Source organism: Bradyrhizobium sp. SZCCHNS1050, assembly GCF_032484785.1.
In the GTDB taxonomy this organism is placed as follows: Bacteria; Pseudomonadota; Alphaproteobacteria; order Rhizobiales; family Xanthobacteraceae; genus Bradyrhizobium.
Window position 1 is genome coordinate 3,710,997 of sequence record NZ_JAUETR010000001.1, and the last position, 21,066, is coordinate 3,732,062.

The following is a 21,066-nucleotide window of genomic DNA, read 5'->3' on the forward strand; positions in this document are numbered from 1 at the left end:
CTGATCCTACGGCACGATGCGAAGACATGATGCGACGCGGCCGCGCCTGATCCTGTCGTCACTGAAGGGGGACAATTGGCGCGCTCTATAGCCCAAGGTTCTGCCCAAAACAAGCCAAGGTCGCGGATGAACACCTTGGTACGTTTCCGGATTTGCCAAGCCCGGCCCGGCGGGCCTATCAGGACGGCAGATCGGTATTTGGAAGAATTCTCAGGTGGCCCATGAGCGCAGTGGAACGGCTTGACGAGCGGCAGGGCGCTGCCCCAGGGCAGGATCCGGTTGGAGATGCCGTTGCGGCCGTCGAGGCATTGGCCGAGCCGGCAAGCCCTGTGCGGCGCTCGAAGCTGCGCCCGCTGTTGGCGCTGTCTCCCTATGTCCTGCGCTATCGCGGCCGCGCCCTGCTGGCGCTGATCGCGCTCACGGTCGCGGCCCTGACCACGCTTCTGGTGCCGATCGCGGTCCGCCGCATGATCGATTTCGGCTTCACGCCGAAAGGCATCGAGCTGATCAACAGCTATTTCAGCGTCATGATCGCCGTCGTGGCGGTGCTCGCGCTGGCAAGCGCGGCCCGCTACTACCTCGTCATGACGATCGGCGAGCGCATCGTCGCCGATCTCCGGCGCGACGTGTTCGCGCATCTGATGTCGCTGTCGCCGTCCTTCTTCGATTCCGCGCGCTCCGGCGAGCTGGTGTCGCGGCTCACCGCCGACACCACCCAGATCAAATCGGCGGCGGGCGCCTCCGTGTCCATCGCGCTGCGCAATCTGCTGCTGTTCATCGGCGCCACCGCGATGATGGTGATCACGAGCCCGAAGCTGTCCGGCTTCGTGCTGCTGGCGATCCCGCTGATCGTGCTGCCGCTGGTGGCGTTCGGGCGCTGGGTCCGGCGGCTGTCGCGCAACGCCCAGGACACGCTCGCCGACGCCTCGGCCTATGCGTCCGAGCTGATCGGCTCGATCCGGACGGTGCAGGCCTATACCAGCGAGAGGCTCGCGGCGGCGCGTTTCGGCGGCGAGGTCGAGCAGGCCTACGAGGCGGCGCGGATCTCGACCCAGGCGCGCGGCGTGCTCACCGCGATCATCATCTTCATCGTGTTCTCCAGCGTCGTCGCGATCCTCTGGGTCGGCTCCCACGACGTGCTGACCGGTGCGATCAGCGCCGGACGGCTCGGTCAGTTCGTGCTCTACGCGGCCTTCGCGGCCGCCGGGCTCGGCCAGCTCTCGGAGGTCTGGGGCGAAGTGTCGGCGGCGTCCGGCGCCGCCGAGCGGCTGTTCGAGCTGTTGCACGTGCAGCCGGAAATCACGGCGCCGGCGCAGCCGCGCCCGATGCCGGAGCCGGCGCGTGGCGACCTCGGCTTCGAGCGGGTCAGCTTCGCCTATCCGGGTCGCCCCGATGTCCGCGTCCTCGATGACGTCTCGTTTGCGATCCGCGCCGGTGAGAAGGTCGCGATCGTCGGCCCCTCCGGCGCCGGCAAGAGCACGCTGTTCCATCTTCTGCTGCGCTTTTACGATCCCGCCTCCGGCTCGATCTCGTTCGACGGTGTGCCGGTGCGCGCGGCCGACCCGCGCAGGATGCGCGAGCGCATCGCGCTGGTGCCGCAGGAATCCGTGGTGTTCGCCGCCAGTGCGCGCGAGAACATCCGCTTCGGCCGGCCGGAGGCGACCGACGCCGAGGTCGAGCGCGCCGCCGATCTCGCTCATGCCAGCGAATTCATCCGCCGCTTGCCGGACGGCTTCGACACCTCGCTCGGCGAGCGCGGCGTCACGCTCTCGGGCGGCCAGCGCCAGCGCATCGCCATCGCGCGCGCCATCCTGCGCGATGCGCCGCTGCTGCTGCTCGACGAGGCGACCTCGGCGCTCGACGCCGAGAGCGAGACGCTGGTGCAGACCGCGCTCGAGGGGCTGATGAAGGACCGTACCACCCTGGTGATCGCGCATCGCCTCGCGACGGTGCTGTCCTGCGACCGCATCCTGGTCATGGATCGCGGCCGCATCGTCGAGCAGGGCACCCACACGTCGCTGGTTGCGGCCAACGGTCTCTATGCGCGGCTGGCCCGGCTGCAGTTCGAGGGCGTGTAGTTCCTGCAACACCGTGGACGGCCGGCAACACCCTCGGAATTCTCGTTCCCGACCCTGCAACCTTTCTCCCGCCTTGTACGTTCCCTGCCGGAACAGATGGCGCGCCGCTCGTAGCAGGCGTGCCGGGTCCCAACAGGAGCAACGGACATGCCTTATCGTCGTGGCAGTTTTGCCCTCACGCCGCCCTCGTTCGTCATCTTCGCAATTGCGCTGGTGCTCGCCCTCGTCGCGATGCTCGCGCACTACATGCACGCCTCGGTGCCGCTGCTGTCGGCCGCCCACGCCTTCGACGCGCTGGCGATCGCGTTCGTGGTGCTGACGATCGGTGTGCTGTTTCGCGGCGTTTGAGGACAATACGAAACGGGTCGAGCAGAGAAGTCGTTAGCTCCCTGCGCCAGCAATTGTGTGAATAGAAATCGCGGCGCGCTCGGTGCACCTCGCCCCGCGTGCGGGGAGAGGTCGGATTGCATCGTCAGATGCAATCCGGGTGAGGGGGGCTCTCCGCACGGTCGGTGCGCGTGGCTGCCCCTCACCCCAACACTCTCCCCGTAAGAACGGGGAGAGGGAGCGCAGCGTCATTGCGGCACCATCTCGGATTCAACAGATTGTGTTGGCATCCACACCATCCGCAGCACGGGACGGCCCGAGGTCGGGTTGACGTCCTCGCCGGCTTCAATGAAGCCGTTGCGCTTGTAGAAGCGGATCGCGCGCGCGTTGTCTTTGTTCACAAGCAGCGTGATGCCGTGAGGTGATCGCTCCTTCGCTGCATCGACCAACTGAGTAGCGAGCGGCGAGCCCCAATGCTCGGGCGAGACGACCAGCTGATCGAGATAGCCCGTCGCATCGATCGTGACGAACCCGGCGAGCACGCCCTCCGCCTCGGCCACGATCACATCGGCCTTCGGCACCAGCTCGCTGCGCCAGCGTTCGCGCCACCACGGAACGCGCGCGGCGAAGTCGATGGCGGGATAGGCGAGCTGCCACGTCTCCTGCCACAGCGCGATTGCCGCGTCCTCGTCGTCGGCGCGATAGGGGCGCAGGGTGGAGCTCGACGTCACCGCTCCGTCAGCTTCAGCTCGATACGCCGGTTGCGGCGGAAGGCGTCCTCTGTGTTCGCGGGGTCGAGCGGCTGGAATTCGGCGAAGCCCGCCGCGACCAGGCGCTGCGCCGGCACGCCGAGCGAGATCAGATACTGCACCACCGAGATGGCGCGCGCCGAGGACAACTCCCAGTTCGACTTGAACACCGGGCTGTTGATCGGACGAACGTCGGTGTGGCCGTCGACCCGCAGCACCCAGGAGATCTCAGCGGGGATCTGCTTGTCGAGATCGACCAGCGCCGTCGCCACCGAGTTCAGCTCCTGCTGGCCCTCGGGCAGCAGGGTGGCTTGCCCCGTGTCGAAGAACACCTCGGACTGGAACACGAAGCGGTCGCCGACGACGCGAATGTCGGGACGGTTGCCGAGGATGGCGCGCAGCCGGCCGAAGAACTCCGAGCGGTACCGGGTCAGCTCCTGGACCCGCTGCGCCAGCGCGACGTTGAGGCGCGAGCCGAGATCGGCGATGCGGCTCTGCGATTCCTTGTCGCGCTTCTCCGAGGCATCGAGCGCATCCTCGAGCGCGGCGAGCTGGCGGCGCAGTGCGCTGATCTGCTGGTTGAGCACCTCGATCTGGGCCAGCGCCCGCGCCGTGACCTGCTTCTCGGAGTCGAGTGCCCGGTTGAGTTCGTTGGCGCGGCCGGCGGCATTGCTGCCGGCATTGGCGAGCCCGTCATAGAGGCCCTTGACGCGGTCGCGCTCAGCTTCGGCGCTTGCGAGCCCGGCGCGCAGTTGCGCAACCTGGTCGTCCAGCGAGAGCTTGCCGAGCTTCTCCAGGGACAGCATCTCGTTGAGCTGCGCGATCTTGGCGTTGAGTTGCTCCAGCGCCTTGTCCTTGCCGGTGACCTCCTGCGACAGGAAGAACTGCACCACCAGGAACACGGTCAGCAGGAACACGATCGACAGCACCAGCGTCGACAGCGCATCGACGAAGCCCGGCCAGTAGTTGAGGCCGGAATCTCCACGGCGGGTACGGGCAAGCGCCATTCAGCGTCTCCTAGTTCGTCTTCGGCCGGCCGGCGGAGCAGCTCAACTCTTCTCGGTCTGCCGCGCCAGCCGCTCCAGCAGCCGCTTGATCTCGCGGTTCTGCTCGCCCTGGCCATCGGCCCATTCGCGGATCATCTGCTGCTCGGTGCGCATGTGCCCGACCAGGCCCTGGATCGCCTCGGCGAGGTTGGCCATCGCCGCGGTGGCGCCGCGGTTGGAGCCGTCCTCCAAGGCGGTGCGCAGCCGCTCGATGGCAACCGAGAGGTCGGCACCGGTGTCGCCGCTGCCGCCATATTCCCGCACGGTGCCAGCGAGCCAGTCCTCCAGATCGGTATAGAAGCGGTTCTGCGCCTGGCTCGATTGCAGGTCGAGGAAACCGAGGATCAGCGAGCCGGCGAGGCCGAACAGCGAGGACGAGAACGAGATGCCCATGCCGCCCAGCGGCGCGGCAAGGCCGCCCTTCAGCGTATCGAACAGCGCGCCGGCGTCGCCACCGACCTTGAGCCCCTCGATCACCTTGCCGACCGAGCCGACCGTTTCGATCAGGCCCCAGAACGTGCCGAGCAGGCCCAGGAACACCAGGAGGCCGGTCATGTAGCGCGAGATGTCGCGGGCCTCGTCGAGCCGGGTGGCGATCGAGTCGAGCAGGTGCCGCATGGTCTGCTGCGAGATCGACATTCGCCCCGAGCGCTCGCGGCCGAGGATCGCGGCCATCGGCGCCAGCAGGACCGGGTGGCGAGGCACCGCCAGGCCGGGATCGGCGATGCGGAAATTGTTGACCCAGGACACTTCCGGATAGAGCCGGACCACCTGGCGGAACGCCAGGATGACGCCGATCAACAGTACCGCCCCGATCAGCGCGTTCAGGCCGGGATTGGCGAAGAACGCCAGGATGATCTGCTTGTACAGCACGACACCGACCAGGGCGCACAGCACCAGGAAGACCAGCATCCGCACCAGGAAGATCCGGGGCGTGGACAGCTTGGTCGGTTCGAGATCCATCGCGGAGCGGGAAGGGGAGCCTTGAGGCATTGTCGATGACATCCGTTGCGGGGACCGGTCCCTGAAATCCACTATGGCACAGCAGCAGCGGGAAAAAAGCCGCGATCAGCGCAATCCCGTCCCTGCGCGGAACTATGGCTGAAACCGGCGGGCATCCGCGGCGTAGTTAGTCCCGTGGCTCATATCTAACGGGAACGCCCTGGCTTTGTCATGACCGTCGTTGAATATCTGCAGGCGCTGCTGGCGATGGCCGTGGCGATGTCGGTGCTGATGGGGCTCGCCTGGGTCGTGCAGCAGCGCACCGGCAACTCCGGCTGGGTCGACACGATCTGGACATTTTCCGTCGGGCTGGTCGGCGCCGCCGGCGCGATCTGGCCCGCCGGCGGCGCCGCCCCCAACGCGCGGCAGTGGCTGGTCGCGGTGCTGGTGGCGGTCTGGTCGCTGCGGCTCGGCGGCCATGTCGCAGCGCGCAGCCGCGGCATCTCCGACGATCCGCGCTACGCGGAGTTTGCCCGGCAATGGGGTGCGGCCGCACCGCGAAAGATGTTCCTGTTCCTGCAGCAGCAGGCCTGGGGCTCGATCCCGCTGGTGTTCGCGATGTTCGTCGCCGCCCATGCGCCGGCCGCCGAGCTTCGGCTGCAGGACTATCTCGGCATCCTCGTGCTGTTCGCAGGCATCGCCGGCGAGGGCGTCGCCGACGCTCAGCTCAAGGCGTTCCGCGCCGATCCTGCCAACAAGGGCAAGGTGTGCGACGTCGGCCTGTGGCGCTGGTCGCGCCATCCCAACTATTTCTTCGAGTGGGTGTGCTGGCTGTCCTATCCGGTCATCGCGCTGTCGTTCGACCATCCGTGGGGCCTCGCCAGCCTGCTCGCGCCATTGTTCATGTACTGGATCCTGGTCCACGTCACCGGCATCCCGCCGCTGGAACAGCAGATGCTGCGCTCGCGCGGCGATCGCTACCGGGCCTATCAGGCGCGCACCAGCGCGTTCTTTCCCCTGCCGCCAAATCCTTTTACGAAGTAACGGAGCCACCGCATGAGCTTCATCTCGACCATCATCGGCGCCGCCGAGCGCGTGCCGCTGCCCGATGCCGTCATCCGCTCCGCGATCTCCGAATTGTGCTCGCGCACGGCGGCGCGGCTCGGCGGGGCCGATGCGATGGGTGACCCAGAGTTCGCCCGCCTGCTGACGACGCGGCCGATCGCCGAGCATACCGACGCGGCGAACAGCCAGCACTATGAGGTGCCGGCGGCGTTCTTCGCCCGCGTGCTCGGGCCGAACCGCAAATACTCCTGCTGCTTCTACAAGGAGCCGGTCTCGACCCTGCGGGAGGCGGAGGAGGAGGCGCTGCGCCAGACCGTCGCCAATGCCGATCTCCAGGATGGCCAGACCATTCTGGAGCTCGGCTGCGGCTGGGGCTCGCTGTCGCTGTTCATGGCCCGGCAGTTCCCGCGTGCGAAGATCACGGCGGTCTCCAACTCGCACTCGCAGCGCCGCGCGATCGAGGAGATGGCGGCCGCGCGCGGCCTGCTCAACCTGCGGGTCGTCACCGCCGACATGAACGGGTTCGCTCCCGACGCGCGCTTTGATCGCATCGTCTCGGTCGAGATGTTCGAGCACATGATGAACTGGCGCGAGCTGCTGTCGCGGGTCAGATCATGGCTCGCGCCGGACGGCCGCCTGTTCATGCACATCTTCACCCACCGCACCGGATCCTACCTGTTCGACCGCAACGATCGCGAGGACTGGATCGCGCAGCACTTCTTCACCGGCGGCATCATGCCGAGCCACGGCCTGATCCGGCAGTACGCGGATCTGTTCGCGGTCGAGAAGGAATGGCGCTGGAGCGGCACGCATTATCAGCACACGGCACGGGACTGGCTCGCCAATTTCGATGCCGATTACAACCGCATCCTGCAGGTGCTGCAGCCGGTCTATGGCGACGACACGGCGCTGTGGATGCGCCGCTGGCGCTGGTTCTTCCTCGCCACCGCGGGTCTGTTCGGGCACGACGAAGGCCGTGAATGGGGCGTCAGTCACTACCGCCTGCGGCCGGCGAACTAATTTGTTCGCTGCGGCGGGATGCCGCAGTGCTGGAGGGGGATTCGCGTTTCGCTCCGCGGAACCTGCTGGGAACCTGCTGCCACAAAGCACTCACAATTAGGTGAGTCCCGAAAAAGCTTGATCTATCAGTTATGTAGTTCGTGTGACATCAAGCCGCCCGGGTTTCGCGTTGCGTCGCAGCAGCTCTTTTCTATGTTGCAGCAAGGCGAGCGCCAGAATGGCGCCATGACTGGGCCATCCGGTCGACTGTTTTCATCATCATCATCGAGGGGGCTCCTCCACGCATGTCACGTTTTCGCGCGTCGCTGGTCAGCAGTGCATTGATGCTCGCGGCCGCCGCGCCGCTGCTGGCCGGCTGTAACGACCCCATCCAGGCTCAGGCCTCCGCCAATGAGCAGATCGTCATTCCGGACGTCGGCATCGTGACCGTCGAGCAGAAGGCGCGAGCGATCGTGCGCGAGCTGCCCGGCCGCATCGCGCCGACCCGCGTCTCCGACGTCCGTCCGCGCGTCTCGGGCATCATCGTCGAGCGGCTGTTCCGCCAGGGCAGCGAGGTCAAGGCGGGCGATCCGCTCTATCGCATCGATCCGAAGCCGTTCGAGGTGGAGATCCTGTCGAGCCGGGCGGCGCTGGCCAAGGCCGAGGCGGTGCATGAGCGCGCGGTGCAGCAGGCCCACCGCATCAGCCTGCTGTTCAAGGAGCGCGCAGCCCCGGCGGTCGAGAACGAGAAGGCGATCTCGACCGAGCGCGAGGCAGCGGCCGACATCGAGGCCCGCAAGGCCGATCTTGCGCGTGCCCAGCTCAATCTCGACTATGCGACCGTGCGCGCGCCGATCGACGGCATCGTCGGCGCGGCCCAGGTCAGCGAGGGCGCCATCGCGGTCCAGAACGAGACCTCGCTGGTCACGATCCAGCAGCTCGATCCGATCTATGCCGACTTCACCCAGTCGGTGAGCGAGCTCAACCGCCTGCGCCGGGCGTTCGAGTCCGGCGACCTCGACCAGATCGCGCCCGACGCGATCAAGGTCCGTCTCGTGCTCGACGACGGCACGCCGTATTCGATTCCGGGCAAGCTCCTGTTCTCCGACGCCAAGGTCGATGCCGCCACCGGTCAGGTCACCTTGCGCGGCGAGTTCGCCAATCCGAAGCGCGAGCTCCTGCCGGGCATGTATGTCCGCGTCCGCATCGAGCAGGGCATCGACAGCGACTCCGTCGGCGTGCCGCAGCAGGCGGTGCAGCGCAACGCGGCCGGCGGGTCCGAGGTCTACGTCATCCGCGACGACAACCGCGCGATCGCCAGGCCGGTGCGCACCGGCCCGACCCAGGATGGCCTGGTGCTGATCACCGACGGTCTGCGCGCCGGCGACAAGGTCGTGGTGGACGGCTTCCAGAAGTTCGCCGCCGGCGACAGGGTCGCGCCGCAGGTCTGGACCGAGGTCAGCGCCGCGACGCAGCTCGAATCGAAGTCGGCGACGCGGTAAGTCGCCATGCCGAGCTTCTTCATCGACAGGCCGATCTTCGCCTGGGTGGTCGCGCTGTTCATCTGCCTGATCGGCGCGATCGCGATTCCGCTGCTGGCGGTGGCGCAATATCCGATCATCGCGCCGCCCTCGATCTCGATCTCGACCAGCTACCCCGGCGCGTCGCCGGAGAATCTCTACAACAGCGTGACGCGGCTGATCGAGGAGGAGCTCAACGGCGCCTCCGGCATTCTCAACTTCGAATCCACCAGCGATTCGCTCGGCCAGGTCGAGATCACGGCGAACTTCGTGCCGGGCACGTCGACCAATGACGCCTCGGTCGAGGTGCAGAACCGCCTCAAGCGTGTCGAGGCGCGGCTGCCGCGCGCCGTCATCCAGCAGGGCATCCTGGTCGAGGAAGCCTCCGCCGCCGTGCTGCAGATCATCACGCTGCAGTCGACCGACGGCAGCCTCGACGAGGTCGGGCTCGGCGACTTCATGATCCGCAACGTGCTCGGCGAAATCCGGCGCATTCCCGGCGTCGGCCGCGCCACGCTGTATTCGACCGAGCGCTCGCTGCGCGTCTGGCTCGATCCCGCCAAGCTGATCGGCTACGGCCTCACTGCCGACGACGTCACCAAGGCGATCGGCGCGCAGAACGCGCAGGTCGCCTCGGGCAGCATCGGCGCCGAGCCCGCGACGACCTCGCAGCGCACCTCGGCGCTGGTGCTGGTCAAGGGCCAGCTCGATTCGCCCGACGAGTTCGGATCGATCATCCTGCGTGCCAATCCCGATGGCTCGACGGTGCGGCTGCGCGATGTCGCGCGCGTCGAAATCGGCGGCCTCAGCTATCAGTTCAACACCCGCCTCAACGGCAGGCCGACCGCGGGTCTCTCGGTGCTGCTGTCGCCGACCGGCAATGCGCTGGCGACCGCGAGCGCGGTCGAGGCCAAGATGAAGGAGCTGTCGCGCTTCTTCCCCTCCAACATCAGCTATGAGATCCCCTACGACATCACGCCGGTGGTGAAGGCGTCGATCAAGCGGGTGCTGATGACCCTGGTCGAAGCCGTGGTGCTGGTGTTCGTGGTGATGTTCCTGTTCCTGCAGAACATCCGCTACACCATCATTCCGACCATCGTGGTGCCCGTGGCGCTGCTCGGCACCTGCGCAACGCTGATGCTGGTCGGCTACTCCATCAACATGCTGACGATGTTCGGCATGGTGCTCGCGGTCGGCATCCTCGTCGACGACGCCATCGTCGTGGTCGAGAACGTCGAGCGCATCATGACCGAGGAGGGGCTGTCGCCGAAGGAGGCGACGCGCAAGGCGATGGGCCAGATCACCGGCGCCATCATCGGCATCACGCTGGTGCTGATGGCGGTGTTCGTGCCGATGGCGTTCTTCCCCGGCTCGGTCGGCATCATCTATCGGCAGTTCTCGGTCACCATGGTGGCGGCGATCGGCTTCTCGGCGCTGCTGGCGCTGTCGCTGACCCCGGCGTTGTGCGCGACGCTGCTGAAGCCGGTCACGGCCGGCCACGGCCACGCAAAGAAGGGTGTGTTCGGCTGGTTCAACCGCTTCATGGACAACAGCCGCAACCGCTACACCGGCGTGGTCGGCGGCGCGCTGAAGCGCACCGGACGGCTGATGCTGATCTATGCGATCTTCCTGGTCGGGCTGACCTTCGCCTTCATCCAACTGCCCGGCGGCTTCCTGCCGGTCGACGACCAGGGCTTCATCACCACCGACGTGCAGACGCCGGCGGATTCCTCCTACGCGCGGACGCAAGCCGCGGTGGAGGCAGTCGAGAAGTATCTGGCCAAGCGCGAGGGCATCGACGATGTCACCTTCCTCACCGGCTTCAGCTATGCCGGCCAGGGCGTCAACACCGCGCAGGCCTTCATTTCGCTGAAGGACTGGTCGGAGCGCGGCAAGCGTGACAGCGCCGCGGCGCTGGTCGCCGACATCAATCGCGATCTCGCCGGCTTGCGCGACGCCAAGATCACCGCGCTGCAGCCGCCGCCGATCGACAATCTCGGCAACTCCTCGGGCTTCAGCTTCCGCCTGCAGGATCGCGGCCAGAAGGGCTATGCTGCGCTGACCGCTGCCGCCGACCAGCTGATCGCGGAAGCCAATGCGAGCCCGGTGCTGCAGAAGGTCTATGTCGAGGGTCTTCCGCCGGGACCCCAGATCAATCTGATGATCGACCGCGAGAAGGCCGGCGCCTTCGGCGTCACCTTCGAGGACATCAACACCACGATCTCGACCAATCTCGGCTCTACTTACGTGAACGACTTCCCGAACCGTGGCCGCATGCAGCGCGTCGTCGTCCAGGCCGATCGCATCAGCCGCATGAACGCGGACGAGATCCTCAACTACAGCGTCAAGAACACCAAGGGCCAGCTGGTGCCGTTCTCGTCCTTTGCTACCATCCAGTGGGCGAAGGGGCCGACCCAGATCGCCGGCTTCAACTACTATCCGGCCATCCGCATCTCCGGCGAGGCCAAGCCGGGCTACACCTCGGGCGACGCGCTCAAGGAGATGGAGCGCCTCGCCGGCAAGCTGCCGCGTGGCTTCGGCTATGAATGGACCGGACAGTCGTTGCAGGAGAAGCTGTCGGGTTCGCAGGCGCCGCTGCTGCTCGGTCTCTCGGCGCTGGTCGTGTTCCTGTGTCTCGCTGCGCTCTACGAGAGCTGGACGATCCCGCTCGCGGTGCTCTTGACCGTGCCGCTCGGCATCCTCGGCGCCGTCGTCGCCGCCAATCTGCGCGGCCTGTCCAACGACGTGTACTTCACGGTGGCGCTGATCACCATCATCGGTCTCGCCGCCAAGGACGCGATCCTGATCATCGAGTTCGCCAAGGATCTGCGCGCCCACGGCAAGCCGCTGGTCGCGGCGACGATCGAGGCCTGCTCCTTGCGCTTCCGCCCGATCATCATGACCGGTCTCGCCTTCGTCTGCGGCGTGCTTCCGATGTCGATGGCGACGGGCGCCGGCGGTGCCAGCCAGCAGGCGCTCGGCACCAATGTGATGGGCGGCATGATCGCGGTGGTGATCCTGGCGCTGTTGATGGTCCCCGTGTTCTTCGTCTCGGTCCAGCGCGTGCTCGCGGGGGATCGGGAGAAGACGGAGCCGGTGGCGGAGCTTGAGGCTTATGGGCCGCCGGCACCGGCGAAGCCGTGAGTGAGGTCGAATAGGCCTTTTTCGGAGGATTGTGCTGCGGTCTTGCCTCGCAGGCGGTCCGCTCCCCTCTCCGCAAGGGGGAGGGGAGCACACCGCTCGTGCCGGGAGAACGGAACTCCACCGACGCCGGCTGGAGTTCGCCACTCTCCGCGTGTATGCTCCCACAGCATGTAAACGGTCACGGCATGTCGATGGTCTCTCGCAAATCTGTCTTCGCAATCGCGCTTGCTGGTCTCTCCTTCGTCAGCCACGCGGCTCACGCCCAATCAGGTCCCGTCAAATACTGGCTGCCGGGCTGGCCGGTCGGCTTCAGCGATGCCGGCAGCCTCGACTCCTACGGCAACTTTCCGAGCTTCACGACGAACGGCAGCGACAGCGGCTTCTTCGCGCGGCGCTACAGCGTGACGAACAATTGGGCGGCGCTTTCGGGAGTCGGCCTGAGCTCGAACATCGTCAATCGCTATGGGGCGCTCGGCTCGTACACCACCGAGGGCGCGCAGTACGGCTACACGTTCAAGAGCGGGGTCAGCCTCTACGGCGGCTTCGACACGCTGAAATACAATCCCGGCCTGGGCGGCCCGTTCGCAACATTCGACGGACGCTCGACGTCTACGCCGGCCTACGCGATCAATGGCGGCGTCGAGTTCAAGCCGACGTCCAATGTCAGCCTGTCGCTCGGCTTCAGCTATGCCGGCCAGTCGTCCGATCGCATCGACAGCGACATCAATTCCCCGGCATTGCCCGGCGCGACGCCGCAGGCGTTCACCAGCGGGCGCAGATAGCGTTCAGGCTGTAGATAGCTTTCCGGCGGTAGAGCTCGGCCGCCAACTCCATCCTCGGCGTCGTCCCGGACAAGCGCGCGTATGCGCGCGCAGATCCGGGACCCATACCCCCAGGGAGATGTTTGAGGCGCGCAGGTCGCCCCATCTCGCTCCATCAGAACAGCCGGTGGTTATGGGTCCCGGCTCAAGGCCGGGACGACACCGTATGTGACGCGAGCGGTGTGGCATTCTATAAGAAGGCGAACGGCGTGGCCGCGCAGAATCAAAACTACGCCGCCGCCTTCAGCACCTTCACGAGCTCGCGGTGAATGACCTCGTTGCCGCACACGACGTGCCCAGTCGCCAGCGCGTCTTCCTTGCCGTCGATGCCCGATACGGTGCCGCCGGCCTCGCGCACCATGATCAGGCCGGCCGCGATGTCCCAGGGCTGCAGGTCGCGTTCCCAATAGGCGTCGAAGCGACCGGCGGCGACGAAGGCGAGGTCGAGCGAGGCGGCGCCGAAGCGGCGGAGCCCTGCGACCTTGACCTGCAGCGAGGTCATCTCGCGCAGGAACAGCTGGTGGTCGCCGCGGCCGATATGCGGCAGGCCGCAGGCGATGACGCATTCATGGAGCTGGCGCCGTGCGGCGACGCGCAGCCGCTGGTCGTTGAGGAACGCGCCCTTGCCGCGCTCGGCGATGTAGAGCTCGTCATTGGCGGGATTGTAGATCACGCCGGCGATCACGGTGTCCTCGCGCTGGAGCGCGATCGAGATCGCGAATTGCGGGATGCCGTGCAGGAAGTTGGTGGTGCCGTCGAGCGGATCGACGATCCAGGTGTGCGACTTGTCGCTGCCTTCCCGCTTGCCGCCCTCCTCGCCGAGAAAGCCGTAGCCGGGCCGGGCCTTGGAGAGGTCCTCGTACAGCATCTCCTCGGCCTTCTTGTCGGCGCGCGAGACGAAGTTCGCCGGGCCCTTCAGCGACACCTGCAGGTGCTCGATCTCGCCGAGATCGCGCTTGAGGTTGCGGCCGGCGCGGCGCGCGGCCTTGACCATGACATTGATGAGGGCGGAATGGATCATGAGCTCGATGCGCTGGGCTGACCGCACCTCGCGGTGCGCGCCTTCCCCGGAAGCGGACGAAGGCGGGTGAAATGGCTGGCTGTGGGTGCCCTGCCGGGGCCGCCGCGTCAAGGCCGGATCAGCGGCCGGTCACTTGATGGTGCCCAGCCAGCGCTTGGCGGCCTGTTCGCCCTTGGCGCGGTCTTCGGGGGGCATGTCGGCGAATTTCTCGTCGAGCTTGGGGTCGCCCTTGCCGGCGGTCTTGGCCACCAGGTGCCATTTGTAGGCCTCGACCTTGTCCATCTGGGTGGCGATTCCATACAGCAGCACCCATGCCAGTCGGTTCTGGGCGACCGGGCTGTTCTGCCGCGCGGCCCTGCGCAGCAGCGCGATCGCCGCGGGCTGGTCCTTCGGCACGCCGGTGCCGTTGAACAGCGCGATCGCGTATTCGACCTCGGCGTCGACATTGTCGGCGATCGCCGCGGCCTGCAGCAGGCGAGCGGCCTTCTCGAGGTCTTTCGGCACGCCGGTTCCTTCCTTGTAGAAGGTCGCCAGCGCGTATTGCGCCTCGGCGTTGCCGGCATCCGCAGCAAGGCGCAGCAGCTCGGCCGAGCGTCTGAGGTCCTGCGGAAAGGTCTGGCCGTCGAGATAGAGCAGCGCGAGATTGTAGGCCGCCTTGGGCTCGCCGAGCTTGGCGGCGGAGGCCAACAGCTTGACCGCCTCGAGCTTGTCGACAGGGCCGCCGCGCCCGGCCAGCCGCATCATCGCCAGCGCGAACATCGCTTCGCGGTCGCCGGCCTCGGCGGCGCGTTTGTACCAGATCGCCGCCTTGTCGTAGTCGCGGCGGATGCCCATGGCGTTTTCGTAGAGCTGGCCGAGCATCGCCATGGCCTTGGGATCGCCGGCCTGCGCCCGCGGCGTGGCGAGATCGAAGGCGGTCTTGTACTGGCCACGCTGATAGGCGCCGTAGACCAGGTCGACATTGGGATCATTGGCGGCGGGCGGCGGCGTCGCGGCCGGCGCCGGGGCGGCCGGCTTGGCCGATGGGGCAGGGGCTGGCTTCTTCGCAGCGGACGGTGCCGGCGGCTTGGGCCTCTCCGCCGGCCTTTCGACCGGCTTGGGCTTTTCCGTCGGCGGCTGCTGAGCAGGCGGCGTCAACGAGATCTGCGCGGCCGCGCCCGTCGTCGCCATGGCGAGCGCAGCAACAACACATGTCAGGCGCAGGATCGTCATCGGCAGCGGTTCAGCTCTGTCCCGGCGCGTCGGCCGGCACGGCCGCATGGGCGCTGCGGATCGCGGCACTGATCTCGGCAAGAGCAGGGGCCGGACCGCGGGCGTCGTTCCAGACGAGGTCGTCGACCAGCACGAAATCGGCTCCCGCGGCGACGAAGTCCGCGGCTTCCTTGAGCGAAATCGCATAGCCCACGCAGGGCGGCTCGAACAGCTCGGCCCACCAGGCCAGGCGCTCATTGACGGCATCCGGCGAGGGCCGCCGTCCCTGCGCGTCGCGCTCGCCGAACAGCACATAGTCGGCGCCGAGCTCGCCGGCGCGCATCGAATCATGGCGTGTCGACAGGCCGCCGCAGCCGGCGATGCGGTCCGGCTTCAGGCCGGGCAGTGCCTCCTCCAGCGCGGCGACGCCGGTCAGATGTGCGCCATCGGCGCCGGCGCGGGCCACGATGTCGGGATGGCCGTCGATCAGCAGCGCCGCACCGGCGCCCTGGATCGCCGGCGCCAGCGTCTTGACCGTCGTGATCATGCTGCGCGGATCGCTCTCCTTCAGCCGCACCAGCACCGCCGCCAAATCGGCGCTGGCGAGGATCGCCGGCAGGCCGGCGGCCAGCGCCGCCGCGTCGGTCACGACCGGCGTTGCTAGATACAGGCGCGGCGCGGGCCGCGCGGATGTCGTCTTGCCGGACACTAGGCGGCCTCTTTCTCGAGCGCGGCGGTCCACTGGCCGCGGCTGGCAAGCGCGTTCATGCGAGCGCGGTGGGTGAAGGCCCGCTGGCCGGTAGCGACGTTCGCCGCCTTGCCGGCCCATGCCTGTTGCGGCGCGGCCTGCAACGCACGGCCATAGGAGAAGGTCAGCCTCCAGGGCAGCGGACCGAGCCGGTTCATCGCGTCGAGATGCGCGGTCGCGCTCTCGTCGGATTGTCCGCCGGACAGGAAGGCGATGCCGGGCACCGCCGCAGGCACGCATTCCTTCAGCAGTTGGACGGTCCTTTCGGCGACCTCCTGCACCCCGGCCTGGTCCGGCGATTGCTTGCCCGGGACCGCCATGTTGGGCTTCAGGATCATGCCTTCCAACGCGACGCGCTGGATGCGCAATTCACGAAACACCTCGTTCAGGACGCGGCGCGTGACGTCGAAGCAGCGAGCGATATCATGATCGCCGTCCATCAGCACCTCCGGTTCGACGATCGGCACGATGTTCGCGGCCTGGCACAGGGCGGCATAGCGGCCGAGCGCATGCGCGTTGACATGGATCGCTGTCATCGAAGGGATATTGTCCTTGTCGATATCGATCACGGCCCGCCATTTGGCGAAGCGCGCACCCAGCGCGTAGTACGTCGCCAGCCGATCCGCAAGCCTGTCGAGCCCGGCCGTGACCCGCTCGCCGGGGCAGCCGGGCAGCGGTTGCGTTCCCTCGTCGACCTTGATGCCGGGAATGGCGCCGGCCGCTTCGATCAGCTTCACCAGCGGGGTGCCGTCGGCGGCGTTCTGCCGGATGGTTTCGTCATAGAGAATGACGCCGGAGATGAACGACATGCCTGCGCTGCGGAACAGCATCTCGCGATAGTCGCGGCGGTTCTGTTCGGTCGATTCGACCTTGATGGCATCGAAGCGCTTCTTGATCGTCCCGGTGGATTCATCGGCGGCGAGAATGCCCTTGCCCGGCGCGACCATGGCAAGGGCCGTGGTGTTCAGTGCGGAGAGGTTCATGCTTGGCTCCAGACGCACCTGCCCTGCCCATCAAAATAGACGGTTCTCGGGCGGTTGCCGAGCAAACATTGGCCGCAGGTGAGGCGGACTCTCGGAGAGGTGAAGGGAGGTTGCTGATGGGGCAACCTTGTCAACTCAGCGGCAGTCGGCTCCCCTCCCCGCACGAGCAGGGCGATCGCATTTGACGAATTCGGCAATCGCGGCACGAACTGCTGCCAACGAGTTACTCCCTCATGGCCGGGACAAGCCCGGCCATGACGAAGTGGAAAAAGGCGGGCGCAAGACGTAAAGCGCCAGATGCGATAGCCCTACCCGCAAGGGGGAGGGGAGCACACCGAGTTCAGGGCGAAGGTCGAACTACACGACGAACGCTCACGCGACCTTCGGGGCGAGCTCACCCTTGGCGTAGCGCTTGGCCATCTCGGCCGTCGTCAGCACGCGCTTGATCTTCGAGGCCTGGCCGGCGGTGTTGAACTCCTGCAGGCGCTGCTTGCACAGCTTGGCCATCGCCTCCATCGCCGGCTTCAGGTACTTGCGCGGATCGAATTCCTCCGGGTGCTCCGACAGCACCTTGCGGATCTGGCCGGTCATCGCCATGCGGTTGTCGGTGTCGATGTTGATCTTGCGGACGCCGTTCTTGATGCCGCGCTGGATCTCGCTGACCGGCACGCCCCAGGTCGGCTTCATCTTGCCGCCATAGGCGTTGATGATCTCCTGCAGATCCTGCGGCACCGACGACGAGCCGTGCATCACGAGATGCGTGTTCGGCAGCTTGCGGTGGATCTCCTCGATCACGTTCATGGCGAGGATGTCGCCGTCGGGCTTGCGCGTGAACTTGTAGGCACCGTGCGACGTTCCCATCGCGATCGCGAGCGCGTCGACCTGGGTCTCGCGCACGAACTTCACGGCCTCGTCCGGATTGGTCAGCAGCTGGTCGTGGGACAGCTTGCCCTCGGCGCCGTGGCCGTCCTCCTTGTCGCCCATTCCGGTCTCGAGCGAGCCGAGCACGCCGAGCTCGCCCTCGACCGAGATGCCGCCGAGATGCGCCATGGTGGCGACCGTCTTGGTGACGCCGACATTGTAGTCCCAGTCAGCCGGGGTCTTGCCGTCGGCCTTCAGCGAGCCGTCCATCATCACCGAGGTGAAGCCGGACTGGATCGCGGTCATGCAGGTGTCGGGACCGTTGCCATGATCGAGATGCACGCACACCGGAATGTGCGGATAGATCTCGGTGACCGCGTCCATCATGTGCTTGAGCATGACGTCGTTGGCATAGGAGCGGGCGCCGCGCGAGGCCTGGATGATGACCGGCGCGTCGACCGCATTGGCCGCCTCCATGATCGCCAGCGCCTGCTCCATGTTGTTGATGTTGAACGCCGGGACGCCGTAGTCATTTTCCGCCGCGTGGTCGAGCAATTGACGCAACGTGATACGAGCCATGGCTGGAACTCCCTGAGATTAAGGATTGGACCGTGCGGCAGGATGCGCACGCGCCGAAACTGCTGCACCGTGCATAACGCGGTGGTGGGCGGATTCCAAGGGCAGTGGCGACGCAGCCTGGAGGAGGAGGCGGTCAGGATACGTCTAGGGTTAGCGCGTAGGGCTGGCGCGTTGCCGGTAGCTCAACGATGGGAGATCAGGTCTTCCTGGCTTCAAGAGCGGTGATGCGTTCCTCGACCTCGGTGACACGCACGTCTAAGTCACCGGCGGCCGCGCGCATCATCACCAGCATGCCGGCAGAGTCCCGACGCTGCCTGCGGATCAAGGCTTCCATGCGCTCGTGCTCGGCTCGATTATCCAGCCTGAACTGTCCGACCTCTGTCCGGAGCGCAGCAATGCTCTCCTGGATCTTGATCAGGATCGAATGGTCTGTCGGAGTCTCGACCATGGATGGAACATAACAGAAACATCCATGGCCGACAACGTTCGAGAAATCAGATCTTCAGCACCTCGACGCCCGGCAGCGGCTTGCCTTCCATCCACTCCAGGAAAGCGCCGCCGGCGGTCGAGACATAGGTGAAGTCCGAGGCAACTCCGGCCTGGTTGAGCGCGGCGACGGTATCGCCGCCGCCGGCCACCGAAACCAGCTTCTTGGCCTTGGTACGCTCGGCCGCGTGCTTGGCGGCGACCATCGTGCCGCGGTCGAACGGCGTCAGCTCGAAGGCGCCGAGCGGACCGTTCCACACCAGCGTCGCGGCGTCGTCGATCGCGGCATGGATGCGGGCGGTCGATTGCGGGCCGACGTCGAGGATCATGCTGTCCGGCGGGATGGCGTCGAGGCCATAGGCGAAGGACGGCGAGTTGGCCGCGAAGTGATACGAAACGGTGGCATCCACCGGCAGGATGATGGCGCAGTTCGAGGCCTCGGCCTTCTCCATGATCCTGAGCGCGGTGGCGGCGAGATCCTTCTCAGCCAGCGACTTGCCGATCTGCACGCCCTGTGCATGCAGGAAGGTGTTGGCCATGCCGCCGCCGATCACCAGCGCATCGACCTTGGTGACGAGGTTTTCCAGCAGGTCGATCTTGGTGGAGACCTTGGCGCCGCCGACGATCGCGATGACCGGCTTGGCCGGCCGGCCCAGCGCCTTGTCGAGCGCGTCGAGCTCGGCCTGCATGGTGCGGCCGGCATAGGCCGGCAGCTTGTGGCCGAGGCCTTCGGTCGAGGCGTGGGCGCGGTGCGCGGCGGAGAAGGCGTCGTTGACCCAGATGTCACCGAGCTTGGCGAGCTCGGCGACGAACGCCGGATCGTTCTTCTCTTCCTCCTTGTGGAAGCGCGTGTTCTCCAGGCACAGCACGTCGCCGTCCTTCATCGCGGCGATGGCGGTCGCCGCCGGCTCGCCGATGCAATCGTCGGCAAAGGCGACAGGACGCTTGATCACCTGCGAGAGCGCAGTGGCGACCGGCTTCAGCGAGTCCTTGGCATCGCGCCCCTTCGGCCGGCCGAAATGCGCGAGCAGGATGACCTTGCCGCCCTTGGTCGCGATCTCATTGATGGTCGGCGCGACGCGCTCCAGGCGCGTCGCATCGCTGACGTGGCCATTCTCCATGGGCACGTTCAGGTCGACGCGCAGCAGCACGCGTTTGCCTTTGACGTCGACGTCGTCGAGGGTGCGGAATTGTTTCATTGAAGCCACCGTTGAACGAGGGACTATCAGGGCTGATTGTAGCCGTTGGTGTTTTCCGGCGGATCGCCTTCCTGCTTCGTCGTCACCCGCATGCCTTGGCGGAAACCATAGGCAATCAGGCCGATCAGCAGCAGCGCGCCGGGGATTCCAAGCCAGTTGGGAAGGGTCATCGCGCTTCCTCAGCCGTCGTTCCGGGGCGGTCCGCAGGACCGCACCCGGATCTCGAGATTCCGGGGGCCTCTCTGCAAGGCGCCCCGGAATGACTGGGCGAGAGTTAGAGCAGCTTGCCCATCGCGACGGCGGTGTCGGCCATGCGGTTGGAGAAGCCCCACTCGTTGTCGTACCAGGACATCACGCGCACGAGGTTGCCGTTCATGACCTTGGTCTGGTCCATGTGGAACGTCGAGGAGTGCGGATCGTGGTTGAAGTCGATCGAGACGTTCGGCGACGTGGTGTAGCCGAGCACGCCCTTGAGCTCCTGCTCGGCGGCGCGCTTCATCGCCTCGTTGATCTCCTTCGGGTCGGTGTTGCGCTTGGCGACGATCTTGAGATCCACCACCGAGACGTTCGGCGTCGGCACGCGGATCGCGACGCCGTCGAGCTTGCCCTTCAGCTCGGGCAGCACCAGGCCGATCGCCTTGGCCGCGCCGGTCGAGGTCGGGATCATCGACATCGCCGCCGCGCGGCCGCGATAGAGATCCTTGTGCATGGTGTCGAGTGTCGGCTGGTCGCCGGTGTAGGCGTGGATCGTGGTCATGAAGCCGGTCTCGATGCCGACGGTGTCGTTCAGCACCTTGGCGATCGGCGCCAGACAGTTGGTGGTGCAGGAGCCGTTGGAGACGACGAGGTGATCCTTGGTCAGCGTCGTGTGATTGACGCCGTAGACGATGGTCGCGTCGGCGCCGTCGGCCGGGGCCGAGACCAGCACGCGCTTGGCGCCGGCGGTCAGATGCGCGGAGGCCTTGTCCTTGGAGGTGAAGATGCCGGTGCATTCCAGCGCGATGTCGACGCCGAGGTCCTTCCAGGGCAGCTTCGACGGATCACGCTCGGCGGTGACCTTGATCTTGCCGTTGCCGATATCGATCGTGTCACCGTCGACGGTCACGGTATGGGGGAAGCGGCCGTGCACGCTGTCGAAGCGCAGCAGGTGGGCGTTGGTCTCGACCGGGCCGAGATCGTTGATGCCGACCACCACGATGTCCTTGCGACCCGATTCCGCGATGGCGCGCAGAACGTTGCGGCCGATGCGGCCAAACCCGTTGATCCCGACCCGGACTGCCATTTTCGTCTCCTTCAATGACGTTTCT

At 66.6% G+C, this 21,066-nt stretch carries 19 protein-coding genes; 7 read left to right on the top strand and 12 right to left on the bottom strand.

From position 1 onward, the window contains the following. Positions 1-221: 221 nt before the first annotated feature. The gene (locus QX094_RS16755) at positions 222-2,078 is read left to right on the top strand and encodes an ABC transporter ATP-binding protein/permease (RefSeq protein ID WP_315713894.1); all 1,857 of its coding nucleotides are present in this window, start codon (positions 222-224) and stop codon (positions 2,076-2,078) included. Between the two features lie 147 nt (positions 2,079-2,225). After that, on the top strand, positions 2,226-2,426 hold the full coding sequence (locus tag QX094_RS16760; protein WP_006614616.1) for a hypothetical protein: 201 nt from the start codon (positions 2,226-2,228) through the stop codon (positions 2,424-2,426). Positions 2,427-2,653: 227 nt separating this feature from the next. Here QX094_RS16760 and QX094_RS16765 read toward each other — a convergent pair whose 3' ends face one another. Genes QX094_RS16765 through QX094_RS16775 form a run of 3 tightly spaced genes read right to left on the bottom strand, consistent with a single transcriptional unit; the run spans position 2,654 to position 5,193 of the window. Then, the gene (locus QX094_RS16765; protein WP_315713895.1) at positions 2,654-3,136 is read right to left on the bottom strand and encodes a GNAT family N-acetyltransferase; all 483 of its coding nucleotides are present in this window, start codon (positions 3,134-3,136) and stop codon (positions 2,654-2,656) included. After that, entirely contained in the window at positions 3,133-4,161 is a 1,029-nt protein-coding gene (locus tag QX094_RS16770; RefSeq protein ID WP_315734445.1) for a peptidoglycan -binding protein, read from the bottom strand. The genes QX094_RS16765 and QX094_RS16770 overlap by 4 nt, the downstream gene beginning before the upstream one ends. A 42-nt stretch (positions 4,162-4,203) precedes the next feature. Continuing rightward, the gene (locus QX094_RS16775) at positions 4,204-5,193 is read right to left on the bottom strand and encodes a flagellar motor protein MotA (protein ID WP_315713897.1); all 990 of its coding nucleotides are present in this window, start codon (positions 5,191-5,193) and stop codon (positions 4,204-4,206) included. A 180-nt stretch (positions 5,194-5,373) separates the two neighbouring features. Between QX094_RS16775 and QX094_RS16780 the strand changes: the two genes are divergently transcribed. From QX094_RS16780 to QX094_RS16800, 5 genes are all read left to right on the top strand, one after another. Continuing rightward, positions 5,374-6,186, top strand: a complete 813-nt coding sequence (locus QX094_RS16780) for a DUF1295 domain-containing protein (RefSeq protein WP_315826019.1) — start codon at positions 5,374-5,376, stop codon at positions 6,184-6,186. Between the two features lie 12 nt (positions 6,187-6,198). Continuing rightward, positions 6,199-7,227: a cyclopropane-fatty-acyl-phospholipid synthase family protein gene (locus tag QX094_RS16785; RefSeq protein WP_316165777.1), complete on the top strand. Its 1,029-nt coding sequence runs from the start codon at positions 6,199-6,201 to the stop codon at positions 7,225-7,227. 284 nt (positions 7,228-7,511) lie between these two features. After that, on the top strand, positions 7,512-8,708 hold the full coding sequence (locus QX094_RS16790) for an efflux RND transporter periplasmic adaptor subunit (RefSeq protein WP_315713900.1): 1,197 nt from the start codon (positions 7,512-7,514) through the stop codon (positions 8,706-8,708). A gap of 6 nt (positions 8,709-8,714) precedes the next feature. Further along, positions 8,715-11,870 (top strand): multidrug efflux RND transporter permease subunit, encoded by a 3,156-nt coding sequence (locus QX094_RS16795; protein WP_316188048.1) that lies wholly within the window; start codon positions 8,715-8,717, stop codon positions 11,868-11,870. A gap of 185 nt (positions 11,871-12,055) precedes the next feature. Next, complete coding sequence (locus QX094_RS16800; protein ID WP_316188049.1) at positions 12,056-12,652, top strand: hypothetical protein; 597 nt, start codon at positions 12,056-12,058, stop codon at positions 12,650-12,652. 268 nt (positions 12,653-12,920) lie between these two features. Here the strand turns inward: QX094_RS16800 and QX094_RS16805 are convergent, their stop codons facing one another. The 9 genes from QX094_RS16805 to gap form a co-directional block, all read right to left on the bottom strand. Further along, on the bottom strand, positions 12,921-13,712 hold the full coding sequence (locus QX094_RS16805) for an inositol monophosphatase family protein (RefSeq protein ID WP_315713903.1): 792 nt from the start codon (positions 13,710-13,712) through the stop codon (positions 12,921-12,923). A 129-nt stretch (positions 13,713-13,841) separates the two neighbouring features. After that, positions 13,842-14,924, bottom strand: a complete 1,083-nt coding sequence (locus QX094_RS16810) for a tetratricopeptide repeat protein (RefSeq protein WP_316188050.1) — start codon at positions 14,922-14,924, stop codon at positions 13,842-13,844. A 10-nt stretch (positions 14,925-14,934) separates the two neighbouring features. Continuing rightward, positions 14,935-15,612: a thiamine phosphate synthase gene (locus QX094_RS16815; RefSeq protein WP_316188051.1), complete on the bottom strand. Its 678-nt coding sequence runs from the start codon at positions 15,610-15,612 to the stop codon at positions 14,935-14,937. After that, positions 15,612-16,634, bottom strand: coding sequence for a class I fructose-bisphosphate aldolase (locus QX094_RS16820; protein WP_315826025.1), 1,023 nt, complete (start codon positions 16,632-16,634; stop codon positions 15,612-15,614). The genes QX094_RS16815 and QX094_RS16820 overlap by 1 nt, the downstream gene beginning before the upstream one ends. 372 nt (positions 16,635-17,006) lie before the next feature. After that, the gene (gene fba / locus QX094_RS16825; protein ID WP_316165769.1) at positions 17,007-18,074 is read right to left on the bottom strand and encodes a class II fructose-bisphosphate aldolase; all 1,068 of its coding nucleotides are present in this window, start codon (positions 18,072-18,074) and stop codon (positions 17,007-17,009) included. 196 nt (positions 18,075-18,270) lie between these two features. Then, positions 18,271-18,522 (bottom strand): hypothetical protein, encoded by a 252-nt coding sequence (locus tag QX094_RS16830; protein WP_315713908.1) that lies wholly within the window; start codon positions 18,520-18,522, stop codon positions 18,271-18,273. Positions 18,523-18,568: 46 nt separating this feature from the next. Further along, entirely contained in the window at positions 18,569-19,759 is a 1,191-nt protein-coding gene (locus tag QX094_RS16835; protein WP_315713909.1) for a phosphoglycerate kinase, read from the bottom strand. A 26-nt stretch (positions 19,760-19,785) separates the two neighbouring features. Next, positions 19,786-19,929: a hypothetical protein gene (locus tag QX094_RS16840; RefSeq protein WP_315713910.1), complete on the bottom strand. Its 144-nt coding sequence runs from the start codon at positions 19,927-19,929 to the stop codon at positions 19,786-19,788. Positions 19,930-20,033: 104 nt separating this feature from the next. Next, entirely contained in the window at positions 20,034-21,041 is a 1,008-nt protein-coding gene (gap, locus tag QX094_RS16845) for a type I glyceraldehyde-3-phosphate dehydrogenase (protein ID WP_315713911.1), read from the bottom strand. Positions 21,042-21,066: the final 25 nt, after the last annotated feature.